The following is a 19,764-nucleotide window of genomic DNA, read 5'->3' as shown; positions in this document are numbered from 1 at the left end:
GCAGTAAAATCAGGCTTTTCGGCGCAAAATTTATCGCTCTACGCATTAGTAGGTATTTCTTCACGGGCCAAGTGACGTTAGGTTCACTGCACTTGCAACGATCCGCCCGACTGAAACGAGGCGGGCATCCATAAGTTTTGGGAGGATAACCATATGGATCGTCGTTCTTTTCTAAGAACATCCGCCGTTGGTGGTACAGTCGCCGCGGCCAGCACCCTTGCCGCACCTGCTTATGCACAGGGCAATCGCACATTGACACTGGTTACAAGCTGGGGTCGCGGCCTGGCTGGTGTGTTTGATGCCGCGCAACGCGCAGCCGACAGCATCACTGCCATGTCAGACGGCCAATTGACCATCGACGTTAAGGCAGCCGGTGAACTGGTTGGCGCATTCGAAGTCTTCGACGCTGTTAGCTCGGGTCAGGCCGATATGTATCACGCGGCCGACTACTACTTTGTGGGTCAGCATCCTGGTTATGCGTTCTTTACGTCAGTGCCCTTCGGTATGACGGCGCAGGAATTGGCAAACTGGTACTATCACGCCGGTGGTATGGAACTGCATGATGAACTGGGCGAGATATTCAACCTGAAATCATTCCTGGCCGGCAACACAGGCGCACAAGCTGGTGGTTGGTATCGCAAGGAAATCAACGGCCCAGAGGATTTCCAGGGTCTGAAATTCCGTATGCCTGGCCTGGGTGGTGAAGCCCTTGGTCGCATGGGGGCATCGGTTCAGAACCTGCCCGGTGCCGAGGTGTATCAGGCACTGGCATCCGGTGCGATTGACGGAACCGAGTGGATCGGCCCATGGGCTGATGAAAAAGCCGGTTTCCAGGAAATCACCAAGTTCTATTACACAGCTGGCTTCCATGAACCCGGTGCAGGCCTTTCGCTGGCCACAAACCGCGAAGTCTTTGATGATCTAAGCCCTGCGCATCAGAAGATCATCGAGATTGCCGCAGCCGAGGCGCACCAGTGGAACCTGGCCCAATTCCTGGCCAACAATGGCTCTGCTTTGCAGCGCCTGCAGTCGGGTGGTGTCAAGGTTCTGGAATTCCCTGACAGCGTCTGGGATGCGATGGGTGCCGCTGCGATGGAAACGCTGGAGGCAAACCGTGATGGTGATCTTTACGACAAGATCTACGACAGCGCGATGGCGTCCATGCGCTCTTCGTCCGGTTGGTTGACACAGTCCGAGGGCGTCTATCGTACACAGCGCGATCGCGTTCTGGCCTAACAGACTTCTACTCAAATGACTTGACCCGCCCGGTTTTCGGGCGGGCTTTCGCCGTGTACTTGATCGGCCAATCGTCGGAGAGCGCCCCATGGAAGAGCAAACCGCCTGCTCAGGCTTTTTCGCAGCCCGTATGGAAGATACGATCAGCTGCCTTGAACGTTTTCAGAACTCTGGTGCCATACAGTGGGTCGCGGGCAATATCCTGGAAGCCTTTTACAGCTTTGGATACGCCGTACTGAACCCAGGATCGTGGTTGTCATGGATGGGCGGTCTGACCACCCTGGAAGACAAACAATCCATGATGCGCTTTATATTCTACGGCGGCTCGGTTGAATTTTTCTTTGTTGTTTTTACGATTTTTCTTCTTGTCACAATCGCTGGCGTGATCCGTAATAAGATCATGTGGGGATGTGTGATCGGGCTTGAGTTCTTTGCAAACTGGGTCGGTCGCTTTTTTGCTTGGGCTGGTCTGATCATGGTGATCCAGCAGATCGTCATTGTGTTTATGCAAAGGATCTTTGCGGCATCTGAAATTTCGATCGGATTTGGTAAACAGATTACTTTTGACATCAGCTGGTGGTCCGAAGAACTAAAGCTTTATAACGCCTTGGTTGTCGCGCTTTGCTGTACCTATACCTTTGTTCAAGGCGGCCATGTACGCGTTGATCTGGTTTATTCAGCGATCAGCTATCGCAAAAAACGGGTAATCGATATGCTGGGCAGCCTTTTGTTCATGATGCCGGTTGCCGTCGTGACGTGGCTTTATGGCTGGTATTACATGTGGCGGCATCTGGTCGTACCGAATGTCGCGGCCTGGAACTATGATCTGGACGTATTGCTGAACCGTGCCCGGGCACTGCGCTGGAATGTCGAAACCATCGGCTTTTCGCCGAATGGCTTCACGGGGTATTTCATCTTCAAAGTGCTTTTGGTCACTTTTGCCGCGATGATCTTTCTGCAGGCAATCGCCTTTTTCTACCGGTCTTACCTTGAGTTCAAGGAAGGCCCCGCCAGCGAAGGCAAGCACCTTGATAAAGATAAACTGGGCGACCCCGAGGCTGAACTCGCGGCGAATATTCACTAAGGGGCAGGGACAGACATGCTTTTCGGACTTGATGGCGTAGAAATTGGCCTGATCATTGTTTTCCTGTGCCTGTTTGCCGGTATTCTGTCGGGCTTTCCGGTGGCGTTTTCAATCGGCGGGTCAGCGGTTATTTCCTTTGCGATTATTGCCGCACTGGATAGCTCGGGCCTGTTGATACACCAGGCCATTGATACGAATTCCGCGCAATACGCCGAATTATTGGCGCAAGGTGTGCCCAGGGATGCGGTATCAATATTCCGATACCCGGAGTTACCAAGGATAGAAGAGCCGGTTTTTGTTGGCGGCGTTGAAGACGCCCTTAGAAAGACGATCTCTGGCTTCCCGTTGCGTATGAACGAACGGGTTCTGGCGGGGCAGTCCATCGAAACACTTCTGGCGGTTTTGATGTTTGTCCTCATGGGCATCACGCTAGAGCGATCCAAAATCGCCGATGATCTATTGCAGACCATGGCCCGCGTCTTTGGCCCGCTGCCCGGTGGTCTGGCGGTATCGGTTGTCGTTGTTGGCGCATTTCTGGCGGCATCGACCGGCATCGTTGGTGCGACGGTGGTCACAATGGGGCTACTGAGCTTGCCGACAATGCTGCGAAACAACTATTCACCTCAGTTGGCCACGGGGGTTATCGCGGCCTCGGGGACGCTTGGGCAGATCATTCCGCCCTCGATCGTGATTGTTCTGCTGGGTACGCTGGCCGGGGATCTTTATTCGGCCGCCCAGGAAGAGCGCGCGCAGCTTGTCGGATGCTCTGACGCGTTGACCTATCTGGGCGAGCCTGCGGTCGTTTCCGTGGGTACACTTTTCCAGGCGGCACTTTTGCCAGGTATTATGCTGGCATTCCTCTACGGGCTTTATGCCTTCAGCTATGCGTTGTTCAATCCATCCAAAGCCCCTGCGGTCGAAATGGGTGCTGCAAATTCCGAAGTTATTACTCGGAACGAGGCACTTGGCTGGTTCGTCGCGGCCCCGGTTGGCCTGATCGGCGGTGTGCTGTTAATGGGTCAGGTCGGCCTGATCGGCAATCAGGTCATTATCGTTGATAGCTTCACCGATGCCGGTCAGACAGCCAGCTTGCGCACGAATGTATCGCCCCAGTGTCAGGAGGCAATGATTGATCTGCATGGGCAAGAAGCCTGGGATCAGGCCGTTGCCGAAACCGCTGCAATTGTTGCCGCCGGCGGTGTTCAGCAAAGTCGTGAACTGACGCTGGAAGAGCGCGTTGCGGCACGGGCTGAACTTGTGCAGAACGCCGCGCCGATTGGCGATGGTATCGCAATCGGGTTCCTGCTGCTGGCGCTGATGCTGACAACTGCCCGCGGTGTACGCCCGACTGCAGATGCAATGCCCCTGATTATCGGGGGCGCGGGTGTTGCACTGGCGTTGCTGTTTGACGTTCTGTTCATTGGTCCGCTGACATCGCCCGGCGCCACAGTCTTGGTTATGGCACTGCCACTTGCTCTGACGCTTTATGGTTGTTGGCATGCCACGCAAATGCTGGGCCAGAATGAACTGCTGCGGGTGGTTTTCCCGCCGCTTGTCCTGATCGTCGCTGTTTTGGGCTCAATTCTTGGCGGCATTACCAATCCTACCCCTGCGGCGGCACTGGGCGCCGGTGGGGCCATTATGTTGGCCGCCTATCGCAAGCTTCACGATCAGAACCGGTCCGGCAAGATCATCATCATGTCAACCTTTGCGATCATCATCATGATCCTGGTCGGGGTGAATTTTGACCTGCGGATCAATCAGGAAAATGTCAGTGTCGAAAACGGACTTGCTTTCATGGTGGCTTACGGCGCCTACCTGTTTGCGATTTTCGGTATTCTATACGCCTGCTGGACACTATTTGCGGGCCGTGTTCTGACACCAGTTGTTCGCGAAACGGCCAAAGTGACCAGTATGGTGTTTACCATTCTGATCGGGTCACAGTTGTTGAACCTGGTAGTGATTTCCTTTGGTGGTGAACACTATATCCAACAATTCCTACGCAGTTTTGACAGCGAATTCACAGTCTTCCTGATCGTGATGCTGGTGCTGTTCATCCTTGGCTTCGTGCTGGATTTTCTGGAAATCATCTACATCGTGATCCCCATCGTTGGCCCGGTTATCTATGGTGGTACGATGGACCCGAAATGGGTGACGATCATGATTGCGGTCAACCTACAGACCAGTTTCCTGACGCCACCATTCGGATTTGCGCTGTTCTACCTCAGGGGCGTTGCCCCGAAAGAGGTCACCACAGGTCATATATATCAGGGCGTTATCCCATTTGTTCTGATACAGGTATTTGGGCTTGGTCTTTTGGCTCTATTCCCTGAAATCGTGACAATTGTTCCAAATCTGATCGGCAACTGACTCATGCCGTCTGACATTTCGGGGGTATCATCCCCCGAAATGCTTCGATTTCATAAACAAAATGGGTTTTAATTGATTGAAAACCTTTGGTCTGCTAAGGCCAATATACGGATCAAGCACAGGTGTAGAAATGATTACTTCGTCTAAGTCATGCAAAATGCTGTTTCTGACGCTTCCGCTGCTTGCTGCATGTAGTGAGGTTTCTTCGGATCGCTCGACCGTGACAGATCAGGGTGTTGACGGCGGACGCCTGAACGATGGTATTGCGGCGCTTTGGGTTGATCCAGATGGCTGTCAGCACTGGTACATTGACGACGGCTTCGAAGGTTACATGACGCCACGGCTGAACCGCGATGGTACCCCGCGATGCGACGGTAGTGCGGCCAAGGGATACATTGTGATTGAGGGCGAACCGGTCGCTCAGTAGATCTATGGGCTTATGCGTGCCGCCATCGGACTGCTTTTCTTTCCCATGATCGAACAATCGCGTATTCGATAAACAGCATTATCGTGATAAAGCTGAACGCATAGGCCAGTACATAGCCGGTTTCAAAGAGCTGGAAATATAGGTGTATCTGAAAGCCAACGCCATTGGATCGGCCCAGAAATTCGACGACAAGAACAATCTTCCAGATGATCGCCAGCCCGTTTCGCGTACTGGCCGCAATAAACGGTGTAAGTTGCGGCAGCAGAATATGGCGAACCCAGGCGCGCCTGCTCAGTTTGAAATTCTGCGCCATGTCTTCGATCTTGCGGTCAAGGGTCTGTACGCCTTCGCGCAGCGTCACGGCCACCATAGCTGTCTTATTTACAGCGACTGCCAAAATAGCAGCCGTTTCGTTTAGACCGATCCACAAATAGCATAGCACTATGACGACAAGCGCTGGAATGTTCTGAAAAACCACGATCCAGGGTCCAAACCACAGATTGGCCTTGTGGCTTAGGCCAAGGGCAATTCCAATCAGACAGCCCGCGATCATCGCCAGCGAAAACGCGATAAGAACGCGGGTCAGTGTCGCAATCAGGTGGACCCAAAGTTCACCACTCAGCGCCTCGGCCTGAAAAATCTGCAAAACAGCTAAAGGCGACGGCATGATACTGGGATCCGCTGTCAAGATTGCTGCAACTTGCCAAAGAGCGATCAGTGCAAAGATCGAGGTCGCAAAGATCACCGGATGCATCTGGTCCGTACGTTTTCTATGCTTCATGGTGTTTATGATTGCTACAGGGTTGCCGACATACCAGTGATACTATTGTCCCATAGAGCCGAATTTGACACCCCCTTATCGTTTCAACATGAAGGGTTTGCGCAGCATATTTTGCTGGTTTGCCGCGTTACTGATCTGCGCGGGCGGTATGGCTGTTGCTGAACCGCTTGATCGCGATGTTATCGCCGGATTTGTCGCTCCACCGATGGAGCTGGGTGCCGCTGTCAATGATAAGGGTGTCTATGAACTGCTGAATTCCGGCGGTGCCCACGCAGGCTATGTCTTTGAAACAGAACCAATGGCGCCCTTGCCGGGTTTTTCCGGCGCGCCGGTAAATGTGTTGGTCGTGCTGGATCTGGAGGGGCGCTTTCTGGATGTCAGACTGATTTCACACAATGAACCTATTTTCGTATCCGGGTTGGGTCCGGCACCTTTTCATAAATTTTTCGAACAATATCGGGGCCATTCGATTTCTGACACTCTGGTTGTCGGATCGCCCTATGGGTCGGGTTCAGATAGCAGTGCTTTGATTTATCTTGATGGCGTCACCAAGGCGACCGCCAGCGTTCGGATCGCCCATGAAAGCGTTCTGGCTGCGGCCCTGCAGGTCGCGCGGGAAAAGATGGGCGGTGTCGCCGTCAGCGCACCGGCTTTTCCGAATAAAGCGTATGAGGAAGACCTGACATGGGATGACCTTATTCAGCAGGGGCTTGTGACCCGCAAGACTGTTCTGAACAGCGAGGTCCAGGCGGAATTTTCCGGAACGGTCTGGGCAGATGATGATCCGATTGCATTGACCGAGCCTGACGCGGAATATCTTGACCTGTGGATTGTCGATCTGGGCCCACCCGCGATTGCGCGCGCCGTTCTGGATGGCGACAGCTATGATGATCTGCAACGGTTCCTTGAAATCTCGGGCGATGATGAACCGATCCTGGTCATTGAAACGGCACGCCATGGGCTGGTGTCTGACGACTTTGTCCGAAACACTGCGCCCGATTGGATCAGTGCTGAACAAAACGGCTTCCCGATCGCGTTGCGTGACAGCGACCTTTTTGTCGAGTTGTCAGATGACCTGCCGATTGAACTGCATGATGGGGTCGCGCTGATTTTACGAACGGATCGCAGGCTGGGTTTCGACCCCGCAACTGAATGGACGCTGAAAGTTCAGGCCGTGCGCGAACATGGGATGTTCCACCCTGACATCGGTTCGGTGACGCTTTCAGCAACGCATGTCACAGATGATCGCTTTTTCACCAGACCCGAGGTGATTCAACCCGCGCCGCCCTGGTTAGAGGCATTGCGCGCGCGGTCGTCTGATCTGATTACTCTGGCCGTTTTTCTGGCCGGGCTGGTGGGAATACTTGCCTTCGGAATGAATGCCTTGGCGGCGCATCCAAACTTCACCGCCATAAGGTTAACCATTCTGGCATTTATGACCGGTTTCGTCGGTTGGTGGGGGCAGGGCCAGTTGTCTATTGTCACGCCATTGGCCACGCTTCGCACCGCGGTCGACGGCGGCAGTTACAGCTTTTTGCTATATGATCCGTTTTCATTGTTGATCTGGTTCGCGGCTATCATCGGCTTTTTCCTATGGGGACGTGCGCTGTTCTGCGGATGGCTTTGCCCTTTTGGCGCGTTGCAGGAATTTGCCAGCTATATCGGGCGCATGGTCCGCTTGCCACAGATCGAACCGTCACGCGATTGGGATGCGTGTCTGAAATGGCTCAAGTATGTTGTCTTGCTATCCCTGGTTCTGGTGGTTTTCATTGCGCCCGATCACGTTGATAAAGCGACCGAGGTCGAGCCCTTCAAAACCGCCATAACGACCTTTTTCATCCGCGAATGGTACTATGTTGTCTATGCGGTCTTTTGGCTGGTTTTGTCTATGGTCCTGTTCAAAGGCTTTTGCCGATACGTCTGCCCGTTGGGCGCTTTGATGGCGATCGGGGGTTTGATCCGTAGGCGCAATTGGATTGAACGGCGGCAGGAATGCGGAACGCCATGCCAGCTATGCAAGGTGAAATGCGCCTATCAGGCCATCGAAAAGTCAGGCAAGGTGCAGTATTCTGAATGCTTTGGTTGCCTGGACTGTGTGAAGATCCACGACGATGCCGAACAATGCGTGCCGCTGATCCTGGCTAGGCGCAAAAAGACCCGCGGGGTGGCGGCCCGATGATATCACGACGTCGATTTCTGATGATTGCGGCGTCGGTTACGGTGACACCGTCCCTGACACATGCACATCGCTGGCGGTGTTTTGCCTTGGGAACGGATGTCGAATTGATCCTGGATATGCCCCACAGCGATGCCGTCGATTTGACACGTCAGATTGAGCAAAAACTACGCCACATTGAGATGTTGTTCAGTTTGTATGACCAGAATTCCTGGCTGGTCAGGCTTAATCAGACCGGCTTTTTGCGCGATATGCCCGACGAATGGCTGACGTTGTTAGATCAGGTGGATCATCTGCATCAGGCGACCGAAGGCCTTTTCGACCCGACCGTTCAGATGCTGTGGCAGGCCGTTGCCGATGGTCGCCCACCCAATGATGTGACGGGCGATTTGGGTTGGGCAAGACGAAACCGCCAGCAGCGCGATCTGTTTTTGGCCAAGCGGCAAAGCATCAGTTTTAATGGCATCGCACAGGGTTTTGCGACGGATGCGGTTTGTGACCTGCTGCGCGCGCACGGCGTTCAGCAAACCTTGGTGAATATTGGTGAACATGCGGCCATCGGTGGTGCGTTTCGGCTTGGCCTTGAGGATCCCGATCATGGGGTTCTGGGACAGATCACATTGATGGATCAGGCTGTTGCAACATCCAGTCCAAGGGCTACGCTGATCAACGGTCGCGCGCATATTATGCATCCCTTGGCGCAACCGCGTTGGTCCACTGTGTCAGTTATGGCGCGCGACGCCGTTGTGGCGGATGGTGTTTCAACGGCGATGGTTTTGGCCAGCAAACCGCAGATCCGGCGCATTATGGCGCGGTTGCCCCAGATCAGTCGCGTTATTCTGGTTGATCAAAATGGTGATGTGCAGACCATTACCGCTCAGGCGGTTGAAAACTAAGCCCGTAATCCTTGTAGATCTGCTCAATCCGGCCATCTTGCAGCGCAGCATAAATCGCATCGTCAACGGTATAGGACAGCGGCCGATAGCGGAAATTCACAGCAACGCCTAGGGTCCATTTACCAACTGCGAAGCCGGGCAGTGGGGGTTGATGAATACCGATATCCTCCGTGCCCGCATGTTCCAGTTGCGCCAGCGGACCCATGGCGGCCATGCTTTCGGAATTGGCAAGGGCGGCCATCGCATCGGCCATCGTGGTGTAGTGCTGGACGTTCGATCGCATCTGCCCACCAGCAAATGAGCTAAGATAGAAATCGGAAATCGAGTCATTTTCAACCGCAACCGTGTCATAGCGAAAGTAGGCAGGCACGGGCTTTTCATCTGGATACTGATCCTTGCGATACGCAATAGCGATGCTTTCGGCCGCGTATTGACCTGTGAAAACCACCTGCTCAACCCGGCATGCAAAGGCGGAATCGTAAGGCACACGCATCATTACATTCGACACACGGCCACCGATAATTGGACCCTTCCAGATGTTGTTGCGCAGGTCAGCTTCCAGCGTTTCGCTCGCATCCACAAAGTTAAACCGGGCCTCGACCCCTATGTAGTCTGCGATCAGCCGGGCGATTTCAATATCGACACCGCGGGGCTGGCCCGCTTCTTCCCACGAATAGGGCGGAAAGTCTTCGTAAACCGCAAACAGCATATGGCCCTGATCAACGATCTGATCCAGTTCCTGCCCGACGATATCGCGGGACGCGTTTTGTGGCTTTGCCTGGGGTATATGGTCGGCACAGGGGTCATTGGCCAAAACAGTTTGGCCCGCCCAAAGGCTGGCCAGTAAAGCGCCATAGAAAATGCGCCTTTTCATGGGCTTAGTTCGCAGCAGACAGACCAATGGTCAGAATTTCGGCCGCTTCCTTATAGGCATCGGGGCGCTTTTCCAACAGGTTGGCCGCACGATACGCCACGCTGTCTGCGACGGGTGCGCCTGACAGGGTTTCGATTTCGACTGCGATTTCAAACAATTGGTCTTGAATAGCCTCACCATCCCCATCGGCACCATTTGCCAAACCGGCCAACTGATCCCGCAGGCCCTTCAATGTCTCACTGGCCTCTTCCATGGCGGCATCGTCGGGACGAGTTTCGATATAGGTGCGGATCGCCCAAGCAGCTTCCTGCCCCAATAGTTCCCCAAAAGCAGGCATCTTCGTGATCCCGTTCTGAGTATATCCTGTCTGGAACCGTTCGGCATACCATTCATCGCCATATTCTTCGGCCTCAAGAAACCGCAGATCGGGCGCCAGCCCGCCGGACACCACCTCTAGCCCATGGCAGCGCGCGCAGTTCTGGTTGTATCCAGATGCGCCGATCTCGACCGCGCGGGCCCAGACATCCTGCCCGGCCGTTTCCGCGCGATAGGGGTTTTCGATCAACCATTCTTCGCCAAGCTCAGGTAGCCCGCTGGTGTCAACGGCTTGCGGTGCAACATCGCCATGACCCAATGCCATCGTTGCGGCCAGACAGATTGCAGCGCTGGCGCCCCATGTCATTTTCATTCCAAGTGTCATCGCGTGATCCCCTGTGCCTGAACTTTTTCCTTTTCTAGCGGCCTGAATTTTGGAGTGGTATTGGACTTTGGTTTCAATTTAGACCAAAGTCGGACTGCGCCTTTTCCCTTCTACCGTGTAGCGTACCAAGGTGGGAGGATTTCGATGCGTTTGATCTACGCAATGCTTGCCGGTTGGTTAAGCGCCAGCACCGCCATGGCCGAGCTGACGTTGGACATTCGCTATCTGCTGATTGAACAGCCGCGCCCGCCCACTTTGTCAAACCTTGATCCTTTGCCGGAGTCTTTGGGGGTTGATGGCGCGCAGGTTGGTCTGCAAGACAACATCACTACGGGTCGTTTTCTGGGGCATAACTATACGTTGGAACTGGCCCGTGTTGCAGATGGGGATGATCCGATCGCTGCCGCGCAACAAGCGCTTTCAGAAACGGCTTTCGTCTTGATCGACGGACCTGCTGAGGCGCTGACGGCAATCGCTGATCTGCCACAGGCAAACGGTGCAATCTTGCTGAATGTCGCTGCACCGGATGCCGCGTTGCGCAGTGACGACTGCCGGGCAAATGTTCTGCACACCGTCTCGTCAATGGCTATGCGGACCGATGCCTTGGCGCAGTTTTTTGTCACAAAACGATGGGACGATCTGGTGATGATCGCCGGAACACACGCCGACGATGTAGCCTATGCCAACGCCATGCAGCGATCTTTGCAGAAATTCGGGCTTGAATTGGGTGCACAGAAAACATGGGCCTTTGATGCTGACATGCGTCGTAATGCAGCGCAAGAGGTTCCCTTGTTCACTCAGGAATTTGGCGATTACGATGCTTTGATCGTTGCGGATGAGTTGGGGGATTTCGGGCGCTACATCCTTTACAACACCTGGCAGGCCCGTCCGATAGTCGGGTCCGAAGGGCTGGCGGCTGCAACATGGGCACCTGTTGTTGAACAATGGGGTGCGGTGCAATTGCAAAACCGGTTCACCGATGAATTCGGGCGCGATATGGCACCGAAAGATTATGCAGCTTGGGCCGCCGTCCGCGCCTTGGGTGAAGCTGTCACTCGAACCAACAGCGCCGATGCGGCGACGTTACGCAGCTACATGCTGTCTGATCAATTTGAATTGGCAGGTTTCAAGGGGCGTCCGCTGACATTTCGCGCATGGAACGGTCAACTACGCCAACCGATCCCATTGGTTCATCCGCGTGCTCTGGTCGCCCAAGCCCCGTTGGAAGGCTTCCTACACCAACGGACCGAGTTGGACACACTTGGCCTTGATGAACCTGAAAGCAATTGCACGGAGTTTGCCCAATGATACGTCTGATGGTTGCATTAACCCTGACAGCAAGTCCTGTTTTTGCCGACGAAATCTGGGTGTCGAACGAAAAGGATGACACGATCAGCGTGATCGATGTTGAAACCCTTGAGGTGATCAAGACCTATCCGACGGGCGAACGGCCCCGCGGCATCACCTTTTCCAAGGACTACAGCCGTCTTTATATCTGTGCGTCCGACAGTGATACCGTTCAGGTCATGGACCCGAACACCGGGGAAATTCTGTTTGAACTGCCCTCGGGCGAAGACCCTGAACAGTTCGTTCTGCACCCTGACAACAGGCACCTTTACATCGCTAATGAAGATGATGCGATCACAACCGTCGTCGATACTGAAACCCGCAAGGTTGTCGCCCAAATCGATGTGGGCATCGAACCCGAAGGCATGGCCGTGTCACCCGACGGCAAAATCGCCATCACGACATCTGAAACGACAAACATGGCCCATTGGATCGATACCAGCACACAACAGCTTTTTGCCAATACGCTTGTCGACAGCCGTCCCAGACACGCCGAATTCGCCAAAGAGGGCAGCGAACTTTGGGTCAGTTCGGAAATCGGTGGCACAATTACGGTGTTCAGTGTCGCGGATCAGTCCGAAATCGCAAAGATCGATTTTGAGGTCACCGGCGTGCATCCTGACCGTGTTCAGCCGGTTGGTTTTGAGTTCACGACCGGCGATACGCATGCCTTTGTCGCACTTGGCCCGTCAAACCATGTGGCCGTTGTGAACGCCGAAACCTACGAAGTTGAGGACTATATCCTGGTCGGTCGTCGTGTCTGGCATATGGATTTCAACGCTGACCGGTCGCAGCTTTTCACAACGAATGGTGTGTCGGGCGATGTCACAGTCATTGACGTGGCCAGCCGCAAACCGGTGAAAACAATCAAGGTGGGTCGTTTCCCTTGGGGGGCGGCTTTCCGACCAACAGATCAATCAGGGGGATGATGATGAAATACGTTCTGTCACTTATGCTGGCTTTGGCTTTGCCGTTTACCGCCTTTGCAGATGATGCTGGCTTCGGATTGGCAGGTATTTTGTCGGCAAAAAACAAAGAGGATCTTGAGCCGGTTCAACTGAGTGCGGGTATGCCGCTGACCTCGGCCCCTTGGGTCCTGAAATCCGGGACATATTATGAATTCGAGATCCAAGGCGACGGCAGCCAGGAATTGGCCTTGATTGGACCTGAGTTTTTTCGCGCGATCTGGATAGATGAGATCGTCGTGGAAGGGTTGGAAATCCGCCCGCTTGGTCTGGATTCCATCGAATTTGACGAAGCCGGCGAGATGGAGATCGGCTTTCTGGCCATCAAGCCCGGCCGCTATTACATGAAGATACCTGGCTCAACCGGTGAAACGCAACGCCTTGAAATCACAATTGAATAACGGTCTTTCGGTTCAGAGCCTCAGCTTTTCCTTTGGACGTAAGCTGGCCCTGGACGATGTATCTTTCTTTGTTGCGCCTGGCACATTCTGCGCGCTGCTTGGACCAAACGGCGCTGGCAAGTCGACTCTGTTTTCGCTGCTGACGCGGCTATTTACGACCCCGACAGGCCAGATTCTGATCGGTGGTGATGATCTGGCCAAGACACCCCGTGCGGCCCTTGCCAAAATGGGGGTGGTCTTTCAGCAAACGACGTTGGACCTGGATCTGACGATCCGTCAGAACTTGCGGTATTTTGCAGCGCTGCACGGAATATCGGGCCGCGATTGTACCGTTCGTATCGATGCTGTTCTGGACCGTCTTCAATTGTCCGATCGTGCTGATGAAAAGGCGCGTACACTGAACGGCGGGCACAAACGCCGAACTGAAATCGCACGCGCATTGCTGCATGCCCCCGGTATCCTGTTACTGGACGAACCAACGGTTGGACTTGATGCGGCGACACGTCGGGCCATCACGGATCATGTCCATGAACTGGCCGATCAGGATGGCATAACAGTGCTTTGGGCGACGCATCTAACGGATGAGATCACATCGCCCGATCAGGTTGTGATCCTGCATCGGGGCCGGGTTCTGGTCGATGGGCAGGCTGATGAAATCGCGCAAGGCAGCCCGCTTGAGACCCGTTTTCTGCAGCTGACAGGCCAACCTGCATGAGCCATTTTCTAATCGCCCTAATCGCCATCGTGAAACGCGAAGCGCTGCGGTTCATCCATCAACGCGAAAGGTTTGTTGCGGCACTTGTCCGTCCGCTGGTGTGGCTTCTGGTCTTTGCAGTCGGCTTTCGCGCGGCATTGGGGCTGTCCATCACACCGCCCTATCAGACCTATATCACGTACGAGATTTACATCGTCCCCGGTCTGTGCGGCATGATCATGCTGTTCAATGGCATGCAAAGCTCACTCAGCTTGGTTTATGACCGTGAAATGGGTTCCATGCGGCTTTTGCTGACGGCGCCCTTGCCCCGGTGGTGGCTGCTGACCTGCAAACTGCTTGGGGCCACGATGATTTCGATCCTGCAGGTTTATACTTTCCTGTTCATCGCCTGGCTGTTTGACATCACCTTTGACCCACTTGGCTATATCTATGTCTTTCCAGCGCTGTTGATTGCGGGTTTGATGTTAGGTGCTTTGGGTCTGGCACTGTCCAGCTTTATCAAGCAGTTGGAGAATTTCGCGGGTGTGATGAACTTTGTCATCTTTCCGATGTTTTTCCTGTCATCGGCGCTTTATCCGCTTTGGAAGATGCAGGAAAGCTCGGTTCTGTTGTATCAGATTTGTTCGGTGAACCCGTTTACCCATGCTGTTGAACTGGTCCGCTTTGCGCTTTATGGGCAGTTCAACCTGACTGCTTTGATCTGGACGCTGCTTGCAACAGCGCTCTTCATGGCACTCGCCCTGTGGGGGTATGATCCGGCGCGTAGTCTGATCCGTCGAAAAGGTTAAACGGGTTTATTGTTCCTTAAATGCTCTCGCCCGAGGCGGCTGGTTCTTACGACCATTGGCAGACTGTCAGATTATGTAACTTCTGTTAGACTGCACCGAAAGGAGACATCCATGCGTGTAATAATATTGGTCCTTATCGCATTTACTTGGCCTGCGTTTGCTGATGTTGAGACAATCGAAGACGACGCAGGAACTCTTAATCCGCAAGACACCGGGTTGAACATGTTGAAACGCAAGATCGAGTTGGGGATGACTGATATGGTGACCTGTTCAATGGGATATTACGTCACCAAGTCGGGCAATCATGATCTGGCGCGGAAGTTTTTTCAGCAATGCGCCGAAGCCGGGTATCCCGGTGCGATGACCTGGATGAGCCAGATGGAAAACAACGGTCTTGGTGGTGACTATGATCCGGGTGCCAGCGCTGAATGGGACAGGCGCGCGGCCGAAGCTGGTGATCCCGTGGGCAAGTTCAACTATGGCTTGGATCTGATGCGTGGTCATGGCGTGCCGCAAGACACAGAACTAGGTCAGCAATATGTGGATCAGGCGGCAGCCGATGGCCTGGCGATTGCCAAACGTCTGCAGGGCGCTGATTATGATCTGGATGAGGTCACGCCAGACGCCGACAACTGGAAGTACGCGCCCTTATTCTGACGGTCCGAGACAATCTGGGCTGGACTCCCGCGCAGTTCGACGATGCGGCTGGCCAGTTTTTTGGCTTCGTCTTCGACATGGGTGACAAAGATCGTTGTGACGGAATACTTTGCCCGCAAAACGGCGAACAGGCGCATCATTTCTTTCACCAGCGGCGGGTCCAGCGAGACAAAGGGTTCATCCAAAAGCAAAAGATCCGGCTTGACCGCAAAGGCACGCGCGAGTGCCAGGCGGCGCTGTTCCCCCAGTGAAAGCTGATTGGGGAATTCAGTGTCACGACCGCCAAGCCCGACCTCGGCTAGTAAATGGCTGGTCTGATGATCGGACAGGCCGGTTGTGATTGTGATGTTTTGGGCAAGCGTGCGCCAAGGCAAAAGCGTAGGTTCCTGAAACACCATCGCGATCTTGTCAGGGGCGGACAGATGGCCCTGATAGTCCACCTCCAGCCCCGCGATGATCCGCAACAGCGTTGTTTTGCCAACACCTGATGGACCCACCAGTGCCAGTGTTTCACCAGGTTGTACTATCAGATCGATTGACCCCAGAACCCGCCGCTCGGCTGCAGACCAGCCTGACAGCTGCACCGACAGCAGCGGTCCGGATGTTCCAGTATCAACCAATTTTAGATGCATCAGCTTCCGCTTTGTAAAAACACCCCGTCTGGCAGGGTCTTGGCCTGACCCAGCAGCTCTTCTCCACCCAATGATACCATAAGTTCCAGCATCTTGGCAGCCGCGGTTTCATCAACGGGGGCCGCGTCTGGGATACCTGCGCGAAAACCTGCCTTGAGCGCTGCGAACTGCGCATCAGTATCGGCATTCATTCTGGGGCGTAGTCTGTCCCACTCTGCATCATTTGTTGCCAAGATGTCTTTCGCGGCACGGGATGCAGCGGCCAGACCGTTCACCAAGTCTGGGTTTTCACGCAGCAGCTCGCCTTTGACGACATAGCCCAGCAACGGTGTATTGGGATCAAGCCCTAATGCAGTTGCGGCGGTATCAACGTCGATCAACTTGCGCATACCAGCGGCTTCCATCTTGGCCGCGAAGTGCCAGTAGTTGATTGCGCCCTGCAGCTCACCCCCCAGGGCGGTTTTGAAGATCAACGGGGGCGCGCCATATACCTGTTGGGTCTCAGCCTTCAGGTCCATGCCATGAACCTGTTCCGCATATGCCTGAAGGATCAGCCAGCTTTTGTCCAATGGCCCACCCGCAATGCCGATCTTGCCACCCCTTAGGTCAGCCAGTGACTGCGCCTGACTGTCCGCAGGCACCATGACACCGCCCACGGATTTGGAATAAGGTATGAAAACATAGTCTTTCCCCGCCGCCCTTTGACGGGCGACCCACAACCAGTCGCTGACAATCACATCCGCCTCGCCCCCCTGAAACGCCACTTTTGCAGCTGATCCGCTGGCTACGCCCTGAACCTCAAGCGTAAAACCATTCGCGGTGTCCAGACCGTTGTGCTTGATCACATCCAATTCCCAGTTCACGGTCCCGAACTTCAGAACCGAGGCCCGCAGGGTCGGTGTTTCGGCCCAGGCCAATGCTGTTGTCAGTAGGGCCGCAGCCAACGCCGCGGCGATTGATTTCATGAATGACATGGCACGCCTCCCAGTGTTGGGGGATGTTAACAAGTCGCCGCCGCAGGTGAACCGCGACCAAAGCACAGTGGGCGCGCTGTCAAGCGTTTTTAGGTCGTACGACCATTGTTCAATACCGGCATCCGGGCATTCCGCGAATACTGAAAACGGGCTGATTGCTGTCGGTTGTCCCGGCCCAGCCTTGCAAATTAGAAGGGGAGGAAACCGATGAACAGGTTTGTCTTGGCTGTAACCGTTGGGCTTTTGGCGACAGGTGTCGCGCAGGCCGAGGTCACTGAAGCCGATCTTGCAAATGATCAAGCGACTGTTGGCGATGTGCTGACAAACGGGATGGGGCGACATCTGCAGCGCTATTCGCCGCTAGATACGTTGAACAAAGATAACGTCCAGAATTTGGTGCCCGCCTGGGCCTTTTCGCTTGGCGGCGAAAAGCAGCGCGGCCAGGAAACGCAGCCGATCGTCCACGATGGCGTGATGTATATCACCGGGTCGTATTCCCGTGTCTATGCCATCGATATCGAAACCGGTCGCGAAATCTGGCAGTATGATGCACGTCTGCCCGAAGGTATTCTGCCCTGCTGCGATGTCGTCAACCGGGGTGCCGCGATTTATGGCAACAATATCTACTTCGGCACCCTCGACGCGCGGATTGTGGCCTTGAACAAGGACACCGGCGATGTGGTCTGGCGCAAGAAGATTGCAGATTACAAGGCGGGCTACAGCTATACAGCAGCTCCGCTGATCGTCAACGGGTTGGTGATCACAGGTAATTCCGGTGGTGAATTCGGGATTGTGGGCGAAGTGCAGGCGCGCGATGCCGAAACTGGCGATCTGGTCTGGACCCGTCCCGTGATCGAAGGGCATATGGGCACGCTGAACGGTGAAGAAAGCACCATGACCGGTGAACTGAACGCGACCTGGCCGGGCGATATGTGGAAAACCGGTGGCGGTGCAACGTGGCTGGGCGGATCTTACGACGCCGATACAGATACGCTGGTGTTCGGCACGGGCAACCCCGCGCCCTGGAACAGTTGGTTGCGCAATGCGGGGCAACCGTTGGACGATAATTCAGGCGACAACCTTTATGCGGCCAGCCGTTTGGGCATTGATCCGGCCACCGGTGAAATCAAGTGGCATTTCCAGACCACCCCGCGTGAAGGTTGGGATTATGACGGCACCAACGAAGTGGTGTCCTATACCGACCGCGATGGCAATATGCGCTATGCCACTGCAGACCGGAACGGCTATTTCTATGTGCTGAACCGTGAAGATGGGGCCTTTGTCAGCGCGGTGCCTTTTGTGAAAGACATCACGTGGGCCAGTGGCATTGATGAAAATGGCCGACCGGTCTTTGTCGAAGAAAACCGCCCTGGTGATCCGGCTGAATCTGCCGATGGCAACAAGGGGCAGGTTGTGTTTTCTTCGCCGGGCTTCCTGGGTGGCAAGAACTGGATGCCCATGGCGTTTTCACAGCGCACGGGCAACTTCTATGTGCCGTCCAACGAATGGGGCATGGATATCTGGAACGAGCCGATCACCTATAAACAAGGTGCGGCCTATCTTGGGTCTGGCTTTACGATCAAGCCCAACTACGAAGACCATATCGGAAGTCTAAAGGCGATTGATCCCGACACTGGCGAAATCAAGTGGGAATACAAGAATGAAGCACCCCTTTGGGCTGGCGTTATGACAACAGCGGGTGGTCTGGTGTTCACCGGCACACCCGAAGGCCGCTTTATTGCCTTTGATGACGAAACCGGGGAAGAGCTTTGGAGCTTCCAGACCGGGTCCGGCATCGTAGGTCAGCCGGTGACCTGGGAACAGGATGGCGAACAATACGTCAGCGTGATTTCAGGCTGGGGCGGGGCCGTTCCGCTCTGGGGCGGTGAGGTGGCCAGCAAGGTCAACTATCTGAACCAGGGCGGTATGCTGTGGACTTTCAAGCTGCCGCGGCAGATGGCAGACGCGAACTGATCCTTCGTTATATCGCTGGAAAGGCGCATCACCAAGGTGCGCCTTTTTGTTTTCTGGACCCGCTCAAAGCTTACATGCTTTAAAGCCCGCCCAACTCACAAACGATCCGCCATTCATCCTCGGTCACTGGCTGCACCGACAGGCGGGCCTGTTTGACGAGGGCCATATCAGACAGCCGGCTGTCATCTTTGCACATGGCCAGTGTCACAGGTTTGGGAAGCGGTTCGATGGCTTTGATATCAACACATTCCCATCGGTCGTCATCGGTTGTGCTGTCTGGATGTGCCTCGGCGATGACTTCCACAATGCCCACAATCGCTTTATCCGATTGAGAATGATAGAAAAAACCGCGGTCGCCGATCTTTATCTCACGCATGAAATTCCGCGCCTGGTAGTTGCGCACGCCATCCCATTCTTCGCCCGCGTCGCCCTTGGCGACCTGATCGTCCCACGACCAGACATCAGGTTCAGATTTGAAAAGCCAGTACGCCATCAGTCGATCACTTTCTTCCACCGAAACAGTTGTACCGAAGCAAACAGCCCTGCTTTGGCATAGGGATCATTATCGGCCCATTCCCGTGCCTCGGCCAGGGTATCGACATCCAGAACAATCATCGATCCGCACATATCCCCGGCCTCATCAATGAAGGGTCCGCCCTGCTGAACAATCCCCGTCTCAGCGACATAGTCAAGATGGGCGGTTCGTGTTTGCATCCTAAGGTCCAGAGCATTTGGTTTATCAAGGGCGATCAGGGCGTAGGCCATTT

20 protein-coding genes are annotated in these 19,764 nt (G+C 54.6%); 13 read left to right on the top strand and 7 right to left on the bottom strand.

Annotated features, from left to right (window positions below):
* Positions 1 to 153 precede the first annotated feature (153 nt).
* The 4 genes from H7848_RS08405 to H7848_RS08390 all read left to right on the top strand — a co-directional run bounded on the left by H7848_RS08405 (position 154) and on the right by H7848_RS08390 (position 5,117).
* Positions 154 to 1,236, top strand: coding sequence for a TRAP transporter substrate-binding protein (locus tag H7848_RS08405; protein ID WP_208350051.1), 1,083 nt, complete (start codon positions 154 to 156; stop codon positions 1,234 to 1,236).
* 88 nt (positions 1,237 to 1,324) lie between these two features.
* Positions 1,325 to 2,320, top strand: coding sequence for a TRAP transporter small permease subunit (locus H7848_RS08400; protein WP_208350047.1), 996 nt, complete (start codon positions 1,325 to 1,327; stop codon positions 2,318 to 2,320).
* A gap of 15 nt (positions 2,321 to 2,335) precedes the next feature.
* Entirely contained in the window at positions 2,336 to 4,690 is a 2,355-nt protein-coding gene (locus H7848_RS08395; RefSeq protein ID WP_208350044.1) for a TRAP transporter large permease, read from the top strand.
* A gap of 157 nt (positions 4,691 to 4,847) precedes the next feature.
* Positions 4,848 to 5,117 (top strand): hypothetical protein, encoded by a 270-nt coding sequence (locus tag H7848_RS08390; protein WP_237072659.1) that lies wholly within the window; start codon positions 4,848 to 4,850, stop codon positions 5,115 to 5,117.
* Between the two features lie 10 nt (positions 5,118 to 5,127).
* Here the strand turns inward: H7848_RS08390 and H7848_RS08385 are convergent, their stop codons facing one another.
* Positions 5,128 to 5,898, bottom strand: coding sequence for an ABC transporter permease (locus tag H7848_RS08385; protein WP_208350030.1), 771 nt, complete (start codon positions 5,896 to 5,898; stop codon positions 5,128 to 5,130).
* A gap of 148 nt (positions 5,899 to 6,046) precedes the next feature.
* Between H7848_RS08385 and H7848_RS08380 the strand changes: the two genes are divergently transcribed.
* Positions 6,047 to 8,077, top strand: coding sequence for a 4Fe-4S binding protein (locus tag H7848_RS08380; RefSeq protein WP_237072658.1), 2,031 nt, complete (start codon positions 6,047 to 6,049; stop codon positions 8,075 to 8,077).
* On the top strand, positions 8,074 to 8,970 hold the full coding sequence (locus H7848_RS08375) for an FAD:protein FMN transferase (protein WP_208350029.1): 897 nt from the start codon (positions 8,074 to 8,076) through the stop codon (positions 8,968 to 8,970). The genes H7848_RS08380 and H7848_RS08375 overlap by 4 nt, the downstream gene beginning before the upstream one ends.
* Here H7848_RS08375 and H7848_RS08370 read toward each other — a convergent pair.
* Both H7848_RS08370 and pedF read right to left on the bottom strand, forming a co-directional pair.
* Positions 8,945 to 9,844 carry a substrate-binding periplasmic protein gene (locus tag H7848_RS08370; RefSeq protein ID WP_208350024.1) on the bottom strand — a complete coding sequence of 300 codons (900 nt, stop codon included), beginning with the start codon at positions 9,842 to 9,844 and terminating at the stop codon, positions 8,945 to 8,947. The genes H7848_RS08375 and H7848_RS08370 overlap by 26 nt on opposite strands.
* 4 nt (positions 9,845 to 9,848) lie before the next feature.
* Positions 9,849 to 10,544 (bottom strand): cytochrome c-550 PedF, encoded by a 696-nt coding sequence (gene pedF / locus H7848_RS08365; RefSeq protein WP_237072657.1) that lies wholly within the window; start codon positions 10,542 to 10,544, stop codon positions 9,849 to 9,851.
* Positions 10,545 to 10,688: 144 nt separating this feature from the next.
* Between pedF and H7848_RS08360 the strand changes: the two genes are divergently transcribed.
* The 6 genes from H7848_RS08360 to H7848_RS08335 all read left to right on the top strand — a co-directional run bounded on the left by H7848_RS08360 (position 10,689) and on the right by H7848_RS08335 (position 15,417).
* Complete coding sequence (locus tag H7848_RS08360; protein WP_208350021.1) at positions 10,689 to 11,852, top strand: ABC transporter substrate-binding protein; 1,164 nt, start codon at positions 10,689 to 10,691, stop codon at positions 11,850 to 11,852.
* Positions 11,849 to 12,820, top strand: a complete 972-nt coding sequence (locus H7848_RS08355; protein ID WP_208350019.1) for a YVTN family beta-propeller repeat protein — start codon at positions 11,849 to 11,851, stop codon at positions 12,818 to 12,820. The genes H7848_RS08360 and H7848_RS08355 overlap by 4 nt, the downstream gene beginning before the upstream one ends.
* A complete protein-coding gene (locus H7848_RS08350; RefSeq protein ID WP_208350017.1) occupies positions 12,817 to 13,257 on the top strand; it encodes a hypothetical protein in 441 nt (146 codons plus the stop codon). Before H7848_RS08355 ends, H7848_RS08350 begins: the two co-directional genes overlap by 4 nt.
* A complete protein-coding gene (locus H7848_RS08345) occupies positions 13,250 to 13,972 on the top strand; it encodes an ABC transporter ATP-binding protein (protein ID WP_208350014.1) in 723 nt (240 codons plus the stop codon). The genes H7848_RS08350 and H7848_RS08345 overlap by 8 nt, the downstream gene beginning before the upstream one ends.
* Complete coding sequence (locus H7848_RS08340) at positions 13,969 to 14,760, top strand: ABC transporter permease (RefSeq protein WP_208350012.1); 792 nt, start codon at positions 13,969 to 13,971, stop codon at positions 14,758 to 14,760. Before H7848_RS08345 ends, H7848_RS08340 begins: the two co-directional genes overlap by 4 nt.
* Positions 14,761 to 14,871: 111 nt before the next feature.
* Entirely contained in the window at positions 14,872 to 15,417 is a 546-nt protein-coding gene (locus tag H7848_RS08335; RefSeq protein ID WP_208350011.1) for a tetratricopeptide repeat protein, read from the top strand.
* Here H7848_RS08335 and H7848_RS08330 read toward each other — a convergent pair.
* Together H7848_RS08330 and H7848_RS08325 are read right to left on the bottom strand one after the other, a co-directional pair.
* Positions 15,357 to 16,049, bottom strand: coding sequence for an ABC transporter ATP-binding protein (locus tag H7848_RS08330; protein ID WP_208350001.1), 693 nt, complete (start codon positions 16,047 to 16,049; stop codon positions 15,357 to 15,359). The two genes, H7848_RS08335 and H7848_RS08330, sit on opposite strands and share 61 nt — an antisense overlap.
* Complete coding sequence (locus H7848_RS08325) at positions 16,049 to 17,014, bottom strand: ABC transporter substrate-binding protein (protein ID WP_208350175.1); 966 nt, start codon at positions 17,012 to 17,014, stop codon at positions 16,049 to 16,051. The genes H7848_RS08330 and H7848_RS08325 overlap by 1 nt, the downstream gene beginning before the upstream one ends.
* A gap of 216 nt (positions 17,015 to 17,230) precedes the next feature.
* On the opposite strand from H7848_RS08325, the gene H7848_RS08320 reads away from it, so the two are divergent.
* Positions 17,231 to 18,997 carry a PQQ-dependent methanol/ethanol family dehydrogenase gene (locus H7848_RS08320; protein WP_208349998.1) on the top strand — a complete coding sequence of 589 codons (1,767 nt, stop codon included), beginning with the start codon at positions 17,231 to 17,233 and terminating at the stop codon, positions 18,995 to 18,997.
* Between the two features lie 79 nt (positions 18,998 to 19,076).
* Here H7848_RS08320 and H7848_RS08315 read toward each other — a convergent pair whose 3' ends face one another.
* Both H7848_RS08315 and H7848_RS08310 read right to left on the bottom strand, forming a co-directional pair.
* Positions 19,077 to 19,490 carry an EVE domain-containing protein gene (locus H7848_RS08315; RefSeq protein ID WP_208349996.1) on the bottom strand — a complete coding sequence of 138 codons (414 nt, stop codon included), beginning with the start codon at positions 19,488 to 19,490 and terminating at the stop codon, positions 19,077 to 19,079.
* Positions 19,490 to 19,762, bottom strand: coding sequence for a YciI family protein (locus H7848_RS08310; protein ID WP_208349993.1), 273 nt, complete (start codon positions 19,760 to 19,762; stop codon positions 19,490 to 19,492). Before H7848_RS08310 ends, H7848_RS08315 begins: the two co-directional genes overlap by 1 nt.
* Positions 19,763 to 19,764: the final 2 nt, after the last annotated feature.

Origin of the sequence: Pseudaestuariivita rosea, assembly GCF_017592335.1 — a bacterium.
Taxonomy (GTDB): Bacteria; Pseudomonadota; Alphaproteobacteria; order Rhodobacterales; family Rhodobacteraceae; genus Parasulfitobacter; species Parasulfitobacter rosea.
The sequence above is the reverse complement of the archived record's forward strand: the minus strand, read 5'-3'. Positions and strand labels throughout refer to the sequence as shown.